Origin of the sequence: Streptococcus sp. (genome assembly GCF_019414905.1) — a bacterium.
In the GTDB taxonomy this organism is placed as follows: domain Bacteria; phylum Bacillota; class Bacilli; order Lactobacillales; family Streptococcaceae; genus Streptococcus.
Genome location: NZ_DXLC01000104.1, coordinates 1 through 8678, shown reverse-complemented (window position 1 = coordinate 8678; position 8678 = coordinate 1). Strand labels below are relative to the sequence as shown.

The window sequence follows — 8678 nt, the reverse complement described above, 5'->3', positions numbered from 1 at the left end:
GGTAAAGGGGTTCACGTAGTTACGGTCAATGAATACCTGTCAGAACGTGACGCGACTGAGATGGGTGAATTGTACTCATGGCTTGGTTTGTCAGTAGGGATTAACTTGGCTGCCAAATCTCCAATGGAGAAAAAAGAAGCCTATGAGTGTGATATTACCTACTCAACCAACTCAGAAATCGGATTTGACTACCTTCGTGATAACATGGTCGTTCGTGCTGAAAACATGGTACAACGTCCGCTTAACTATGCCTTGGTCGATGAGGTTGACTCTATCTTGATTGATGAGGCTCGTACACCTTTGATCGTATCAGGTGCTAATGCAGTTGAAACCAGTCAGCTCTACCACATGGCAGACCACTATGTAAAATCTTTGGACAAAGACGACTACATCATCGATGTGCAGTCTAAGACTATTGGTTTGTCTGATTCAGGGATTGACAAGGCTGAAAGCTACTTCAAACTTGAAAACCTCTATGACATCGAAAACGTAGCTTTGACTCACTTTATCGATAACGCCCTTCGTGCCAACTATATCATGCTTCTCGATATTGACTATGTTGTGAGCGAAGAACAAGAAATCTTGATCGTTGACCAATTTACAGGTCGTACCATGGAAGGTCGTCGTTATTCTGATGGCTTGCACCAAGCTATTGAAGCTAAAGAAGGTGTGCCAATTCAGGATGAAACCAAGACATCTGCCTCAATTACTTACCAAAACCTTTTCCGTATGTACAAGAAATTGTCTGGTATGACGGGTACAGGTAAGACTGAGGAAGAAGAATTCCGTGAAATTTACAACATTCGTGTTATTCCAATCCCAACAAACCGTCCTGTTCAACGTATTGACCATCCAGACTTGCTTTTTGCTAGCATTGAAGCTAAGTTTAAGGCCGTTGTTAAAGACGTTAAGGCTCGTTACCAAAAAGGTCAACCTGTCTTGGTTGGTACAGTTGCGGTTGAAACCAGTGACTACATTTCTAAAAAATTAGTCGAAGCTGGTGTTCCTCACGAAGTCTTGAACGCCAAAAACCACTATAAAGAAGCCCAAATTATCATGAATGCTGGTCAACGTGGTGCTGTTACCATTGCAACAAATATGGCCGGTCGTGGTACCGACATCAAGCTTGGTGAAGGAGTTCGTGAACTTGGAGGACTTTGTGTTATTGGTACAGAACGTCATGAAAGCCGTCGTATCGACAACCAGCTTCGTGGACGTTCAGGTCGTCAGGGAGACCCAGGTGAGTCACAATTCTATCTATCTCTCGAAGATGATTTGATGAAACGTTTTGGTTCTGAACGCTTGAAGGGAATCTTTGAACGTCTCAACATGTCTGAAGAGGCGATTGAGTCTCGTATGTTGACGCGTCAAGTTGAAGCAGCACAAAAACGTGTCGAAGGAAATAACTATGATACCCGTAAACAAGTCCTTCAATACGATGATGTCATGCGTGAACAACGTGAAATTATCTACGCTCAACGTTACGATGTTATCACTGCAGACCGTGACTTGGCGCCTGAAATTCACTCAATGATCAAACGCACGATTGGTCGTGTTGTTGATGGTCATGCGCGTGCTAAACAAGATGAAAAACTAGAAGCGATTTTGAACTTTGCTAAGTACAACTTGCTTCCAGAAGATTCTATTACGATGGAAGACTTGTCAGGCTTGTCTGATAAGGCTATCAAGGAAGAGCTCTTCCAACGTGCCTTGAAGGTTTACGACAGTCAAGTTTCAAAACTACGAGATGAAGAAGCAGTTAAAGAATTCCAAAAAGTTTTGATTCTACGAGTGGTGGATAACAAGTGGACAGATCATATCGACGCTCTTGATCAATTGCGTAACGCGGTTGGACTTCGTGGCTATGCTCAGAACAACCCTGTTGTTGAGTATCAGGCAGAAGGTTTCCGTATGTTTAATGACATGATTGGTTCGATTGAGTTTGATGTGACACGTTTGATGATGAAAGCACAAATTCATGAACAAGAAAGACCACAAGCAGAACACCATATCAGTACAACAGCGACTCGCAATATCGCTGCCCACCAAGCAAATATCCCAGAAGATTTGGATTTGAGCCAGATTGGACGGAATGAACTTTGCCCATGTGGTTCTGGTAAGAAATTTAAAAACTGTCACGGTAAAAGACAATAAAATGAGATAGTTTAGAGGCGGATACCTTGTGAAAAGTAAATTTTTACTTGGTATCCGTTTGCTTTATAAGGAGATGAGTTATGGTATTTACAGCAAAAAGTCCTAAAATTAATATTGAAGAAGTTCGTGCCTTATCAAAATTAGAAGGCCAAGCTTTAGAGAGAAAATCACAGCGCGATCAAGAGTTAGAAGCCATTATACGTGGAGAAGACCAGCGAATTCTCTTGGTAATCGGGCCATGCTCATCTGATAATGAAGAAGCTGTTCTTGAATACGCTAAGCGTTTGGCAGCTCTGCAAGAAGAAGTGGCAGACCGTATCTTTATGGTTATGCGTGTTTATACAGCCAAACCCCGTACCAACGGAGATGGCTATAAGGGCTTGATTCACCAGCCTAACGCGACAGAAGCGCCTAGTCTTATCAACGGGATTAAAGCCGTGCGCCATCTCCACTATCGTGTCATCACAGAAACAGGTATGACGACAGCTGACGAAATGCTTTATCCTGAAAATCTTCCGCTTGTAGATGATTTGATTTCTTACATGGCGGTTGGTGCCCGTTCGGTTGAAGACCAGCAACACCGCTTTGTGGCAAGTGGGGCAGATTTCGCGACTGGCTTTAAAAATCCAACCTCTGGAAATCTCAATGTTATGTTTAATGGGATTTATGCTGCTCAAAACAAACAAAGTTTCCTTTTTCTTGGAAAAGAAGTGGAAACAACTGGTAATCCTCTTTCGCACGCCATTCTTCGTGGAGCAATCAATGAGTATGGTAAGAATATTCCCAACTACTACTATGATAATTTGATGGATACCATTGCTCAGTATGAGAAAATGGGCTTGGAAAATCCCTTTATCATTGTGGATACCAATCATGACAATTCTGGTAAGCAATACATGGATCAGATTCGAATTGTCCGCCAGACCTTGATTAACCGTGATTGGAATGAAAAAATCAAGCAGTACGTTCGCGGCTTTATGATTGAGTCTTATCTAGAAGACGGCCGTCAAAACGAACCAGAAGTATTTGGCAAGTCAATCACAGACCCTTGCCTTGGCTGGGAAAATACGGAAGCCCTTGTCAGAGAAATCTACCAAACGCTAGGAGAATAAGATGGCATTTATTGAAAAAGGTCAAGAAATCGATATTGAAGCAATCAAGGCAGAAACCCAATTGTCTACGGAAGCCTTGCGACTAAAGGAGCGCCGTGATAGAGAATTGGCAGACATTATTTCAGGAGAAGATGACCGTATCCTTTTGGTGATTGGTCCTTGCTCTTCTGATAATGAAGAGGCTGTCTTGGAATATGCTCGCCGTTTATCAGCCTTGCAAAAGAAGGTGGCGGACAAGATTTTCATGGTCATGCGTGTTTATACTGCTAAACCTCGCACAAATGGAGACGGCTATAAAGGTTTGGTTCACCAGCCAGATACTTCTAAGGCTCCGAGTCTGATTAACGGCTTGCAGGCTGTGCGCCAGTTGCATTACCGCGTGATTACAGAGACTGGTTTGACAACGGCAGATGAGATGCTTTATCCGTCAAATCTGGTCTTGGTAGATGATTTGGTCAGCTACCATGCTGTAGGGGCTCGTTCTGTGGAAGACCAAGAGCACCGCTTTGTGGCCTCGGGGATTGATGCACCAGTCGGGATGAAAAATCCAACTTCTGGAAATTTGGGTGTTATGTTTAATGGTATCTATGCCGCTCAAAACAAACAAACCTTCCTCTTCCATGGTCAAGAAGTTGAGACTTCAGGAAATCCCTTGGCCCACGTCATCCTTCGTGGCGCAGTTAATGAATATGGGAAAAATGAGCCTAACTTTTACTATGAAACCTTGCTAAATGCTATTGAGCGTTATGAAACCATGGGACTTGAAAATCCCTTTATCCTCATTGACACTAACCATGATAATTCCGGTAAGCAATATATGGAGCAGATTCGAATTGTTCGCCAGACCTTGCAAAATCGTGATTGGAATGAGAAAATCAAAAAGACGGTTCGAGGCTTTATGATTGAATCTTACCTAGCAGATGGTCGTCAAAACCAACCAGAGGTCTTTGGTTGCTCTATTACCGATCCTTGTCTAGGTTGGGAAAATACAGAGGCCTTGGTAGAAGAAATCTATGCTACCTTGACAAAATAAGTGAAAAGGATGGAGTTGGGGAATCTCAACTCCTTTTGATGAGAATGATAGTTGGACACGGAATTGACATCGAAGAATTGGCTTCGATAGAAAGAGCAGTTACACGACATGAAGGATTTGCTAAGCGCGTGCTGACCGCTCGGGAAATGGAACGGTTTAACAGTCTTAAAGGGCGCAGACAAATCGAATATTTAGCTGGTCGCTGGTCTGCTAAAGAAGCCTTTTCCAAGGCCATGGGAACTGGTATTGGAAAACTCGGTTTTCAGGATTTGGAGGTCTTGAACAATGAACGCGGGGCGCCTTATTTTAGTCAGACACCATTTTCAGGAAAGATTTGGCTGTCTATCAGCCATACCGATCAGTTTGTGACAGCCAGTGTCATTTTGGAGGAAAATCATGAAAGCTAGTCCACATAGACCAACCAAGGCTCTGATTCATCTGGGAGCTATTCGACAAAATATTCAGCAAATGGGAGTTCATATCCCTCAAGGAACGCTTAAATTTGCAGTAGTCAAGGCTAATGCCTATGGTCATGGGGCTGTTGCCGTTGCCAAGGCAATTCAAGATGATGTTGATGGCTTTTGCGTTTCCAATATTGATGAAGCCATTGAACTCAGACAAGCTGGACTCAGCAAAAAAATCCTTATTTTAGGAGTTTCTGAGCTAGAAGCTGTCGCTCTAGCTAAAGAATACGACATCACCTTGACTGTGGCTGGACTGGAGTGGATTCAAGCACTCTTAGATAAGGAAGCAGACCTAACTGGATTGACAGTTCACCTCAAGATTGATTCAGGAATGGGACGGATTGGTTTTAGAGAGGTCGGCGAGGCTGAGCAGGCTCAAGATTTGCTCAAGCAACACGGTGCTCGTGTTGAAGGGATTTTTACCCACTTTGCTACTGCAGATGAGGAATCAGATACCTACTTTAATGAGCAATTAGAACGGTTTAAAACTATTTTAGCCAGTATGAAAGGTCTTCCAGAGCTGGTACATGCTAGCAACTCGGCAACGACTCTTTGGCATACAGAGACTATTTTCAATGCGGTTCGTATGGGAGATGCCATGTATGGTCTCAATCCGAGTGGAGAGGTCTTGAATTTGCCCTATGACCTGACCCCAGCCTTGACCTTGGAGTCTGCTCTGGTTCATGTCAAGACAGTTCCAGCCGGAGCTTGCATGGGCTACGGAGCGACCTATCAGGCAGATAGCGAGCAAGTCATCGCGACTGTGCCAATCGGTTATGCGGATGGTTGGACACGTGACATGCAGAATTTCTCTGTCTTGGTAGATGGACAAGCTTGCCCAATCGTAGGCAGGGTTTCGATGGACCAAATCACCATTCGTCTGCCTAAGCCTTACCCACTCGGAACCAAGGTAACCTTGATTGGCTGCGACGGAGATAAGGAAATCACAGCAACTCAGGTAGCTGCCTACCGCGGGACTATTAACTACGAGGTAGTTTGTCTTCTCAGCGACCGCATTCCGAGAGAATATTATTAAAAAAGAAAGGAGTGGAGCATGAATCTACATCAACCCTTGCATGTCTTACCTGGTGTGGGACCAAAGTCAGCAGAAAAATACGCCAAACTAGGAATTGAAAACTTGCAAGACCTCTTGCTCTACTTTCCTTTCCGTTATGAAGACTTCAAAACCAAGCAGGTGCTGGAGCTAGAAGACGGTGAAAAAGCTGTTCTGTCTGGTCAAGTCGTGACTCCCGCCAGTGTCCAGTATTATGGTTTCAAGCGCAATCGTCTGCGCTTTAGTCTCAAGCAGGGAGAAGTTGTTTTTGCGGTGAATTTCTTTAACCAGCCCTATCTAGCTGATAAGATAGAGTTGGGAGCAACTCTTGCTGTCTTTGGAAAATGGGACCGTGCCAAGGCTAGTTTGACAGGGATGAAGGTCCTTGCTCAGGTGGAAGATGACCTCCAGCCTGTCTATCGACTGGCTCAGGGAGTCAGTCAGGCCAGTCTGGTTAAGGTTATCAAGACGGCCTTTGATCAAGGACTGGACCTCTTGATAGAAGAAAATCTTCCCCAGTCTTTACTAGACAAATACAAACTTATGTCCCGTTGTCAGGCAGTCAGAGCCATGCACTTCCCTAAGGATTTGGCAGAATACAAGCAGGCCCTTCGCCGTATCAAGTTTGAGGAACTCTTTTATTTCCAGATGCAATTGCAGACGCTTAAGTCTGAAAATAAAGTTCAGGGAAGCGGTCTGGTTCTGAACTGGTCTCAGGAAAAGGTGACAGCTGCTAAAGAAAATCTTCCTTTTGCTCTGACCCCAGCTCAAGAAAAGAGTTTGCAGGAAATTTTGACCGACATGAAGTCGGACCACCACATGAATCGTCTCCTACAAGGGGATGTGGGGAGCGGGAAAACGGTAGTCGCTGGCTTGGCTATGTATGCGGCAGTGACGGCTGGCTACCAAGCAGCCCTCATGGTACCGACAGAAATCCTAGCAGAGCAACACTTTGAAAGTCTACAGAGTCTCTTTCCAGACTTGAAACTCGCTCTCTTGACAGGATCCTTGAAAGCTGCAGAAAAGAGAGAAGTTTTGGAGACAATTACCAAGGGTGAGGCTGATTTGATTATCGGAACCCATGCTCTGATTCAGGATGGGGTGGATTATGCTCGCCTGGGCTTGATTATCATAGATGAGCAGCACCGTTTTGGTGTGGGTCAAAGGCGGATTTTACGGGAAAAAGGCGACAATCCAGATGTCCTCATGATGACAGCGACTCCCATCCCACGAACCTTGGCCATCACAGCCTTTGGCGATATGGATGTTTCCATTATTGACCAGATGCCAGCAGGACGGAAGCCTATTGTGACTCGCTGGATCAAACATGAGCAATTACCTCAGGTCTTGACTTGGTTAGAGGGGGAAATTCAAAAAGGTTCTCAAGCCTATGTCATCTCTCCCTTGATTGAAGAATCAGAAGCTCTGGATTTGAAAAATGCTATTGCTTTATCTGAGGAGTTGACGGCTCATTTTGCTGGTAAGGCAAAGGTGGCTCTTCTACATGGTAAGATGAAGAGTGACGAAAAAGACCAAATCATGCAAAATTTCAAAGAGAAAAAGACGGATATTCTGGTTTCGACAACGGTTATCGAGGTTGGGGTCAATGTTCCAAATGCGACCGTCATGATTATCATGGATGCGGATCGCTTCGGGCTCAGCCAGCTTCACCAGCTCAGAGGTCGTGTCGGTCGGGGGGACAAGCAGTCCTATGCAGTTCTCGTTGCCAATCCTAAGACGGATTCTGGGAAAGATCGCATGCGCATCATGACAGAAACCACCAATGGATTTGTCCTTGCGGAGGAAGATTTGAAAATGCGTGGTTCTGGTGAGATTTTTGGAACCAGACAGTCAGGACTTCCAGAATTCCAAGTGGCTGATATTATTGAAGATTTTCCAATTTTAGAAGAAGCCAGAAAAGTTGCTAGTTACATTAGTTCGATAGAAGCTTGGCAAGAGGAGCCAGAATGGCGCCTGATTGCCCTTCATCTGGAAAAGAAAGAACATTTAGATTAAGCTTTCTCTAAGGAAAACTTAAGCTAGCTTTCAGGTTTGCCCCTTATACTAGAGTCATCAAAAAGAAACGAGGACTCTCACATGACAGTAACGATTAAAGTAAATTACCAAACCACTTTCCAAAAGAAAGAAGCAAAAAATAAGATTGAATAGAAGAAGAAAGAGCGAAATGCTCTTTTTTCGTTTCTAAAAGCACAATTTATTGAATCTAAAATAGCACACTGTGGATTCTAAAAAATTTCTAGAAATTATAGTAGATTGAATCTTGAATAGTCCACCGAGTTTTCTAAAATATTGTTAGAAATTAGGTTGAATTCCGCAATCAATTTGTTCAGTTTTTATTTCATTCAACTATAATTTGACTTTCCTAATTTCTTTGTTCATATCTTATTTCAATACACCATATCTTACTATTTCAGAGCCCACATCTAGCATAACTAAAAAAACAGATTCTTCCATCTATTACGGAAAAATCTGTCATTGATTAAATGATTTACAAAAACTCCCACTACGGCTTGCGAACCTCGTCTTTGCTGGTTTCTCTATATTTTTTTAATTCCAAAAATGTCATCTTGACAAAATGATTTCTTGACCATTAGTGCTGGTCTTACAACAAGGCCTCAAACTTAGCGACGGTCATTCCTAATTGTTCACTCGCAACCTCAGAAGACAAAAGACCTTGACGGACTAGATTTAGTAGCATAGACAAACTTCCTTCAACTTTTCCACGCTCCAGTCCCTGTTCAATACCACGTTCCAACCCCTGTTCAATCCCTTCTGCCCTAGCAGTTTCCAAGGCATAGTCCTGTGCTAACAAGGCTTGTTCTTCGCGCATACGTAGTTGA

General features: G+C 43.6%; 6 protein-coding genes and 1 pseudogene. 6 read left to right on the top strand and 1 reads right to left on the bottom strand.

Annotated features, from left to right (window positions below):
* The 6 genes from QZ359_RS03160 to recG all read left to right on the top strand — a co-directional run.
* Positions 1–2154: SEC-C metal-binding domain-containing protein (locus tag QZ359_RS03160; protein ID WP_293959358.1), on the top strand; the 2154-nt coding region annotated here is incomplete at its 5' end.
* An 80-nt stretch (positions 2155–2234) separates the two neighbouring features.
* Positions 2235–3266: a 3-deoxy-7-phosphoheptulonate synthase gene (locus tag QZ359_RS03155; RefSeq protein ID WP_049500894.1), complete on the top strand. Its 1032-nt coding sequence runs from the start codon at positions 2235–2237 to the stop codon at positions 3264–3266.
* Position 3267: 1 nt separating this feature from the next.
* Entirely contained in the window at positions 3268–4299 is a 1032-nt protein-coding gene (locus QZ359_RS03150) for a 3-deoxy-7-phosphoheptulonate synthase (protein WP_261043773.1), read from the top strand.
* A gap of 44 nt (positions 4300–4343) precedes the next feature.
* Complete coding sequence (acpS, locus tag QZ359_RS03145; RefSeq protein ID WP_293959361.1) at positions 4344–4706, top strand: holo-ACP synthase; 363 nt, start codon at positions 4344–4346, stop codon at positions 4704–4706.
* Positions 4696–5799 (top strand): alanine racemase, encoded by a 1104-nt coding sequence (gene alr, locus QZ359_RS03140; RefSeq protein ID WP_293959347.1) that lies wholly within the window; start codon positions 4696–4698, stop codon positions 5797–5799. The genes acpS and alr overlap by 11 nt, the downstream gene beginning before the upstream one ends.
* 18 nt (positions 5800–5817) lie before the next feature.
* Positions 5818–7833 carry an ATP-dependent DNA helicase RecG gene (gene recG / locus QZ359_RS03135; RefSeq protein WP_293959344.1) on the top strand — a complete coding sequence of 672 codons (2016 nt, stop codon included), beginning with the start codon at positions 5818–5820 and terminating at the stop codon, positions 7831–7833.
* Between the two features lie 607 nt (positions 7834–8440).
* On the opposite strand, the pseudogene QZ359_RS03130 reads toward recG, so the two are convergent.
* A pseudogene (locus tag QZ359_RS03130) lies at positions 8441–8678 on the bottom strand (hypothetical protein); the annotation flags it as partial.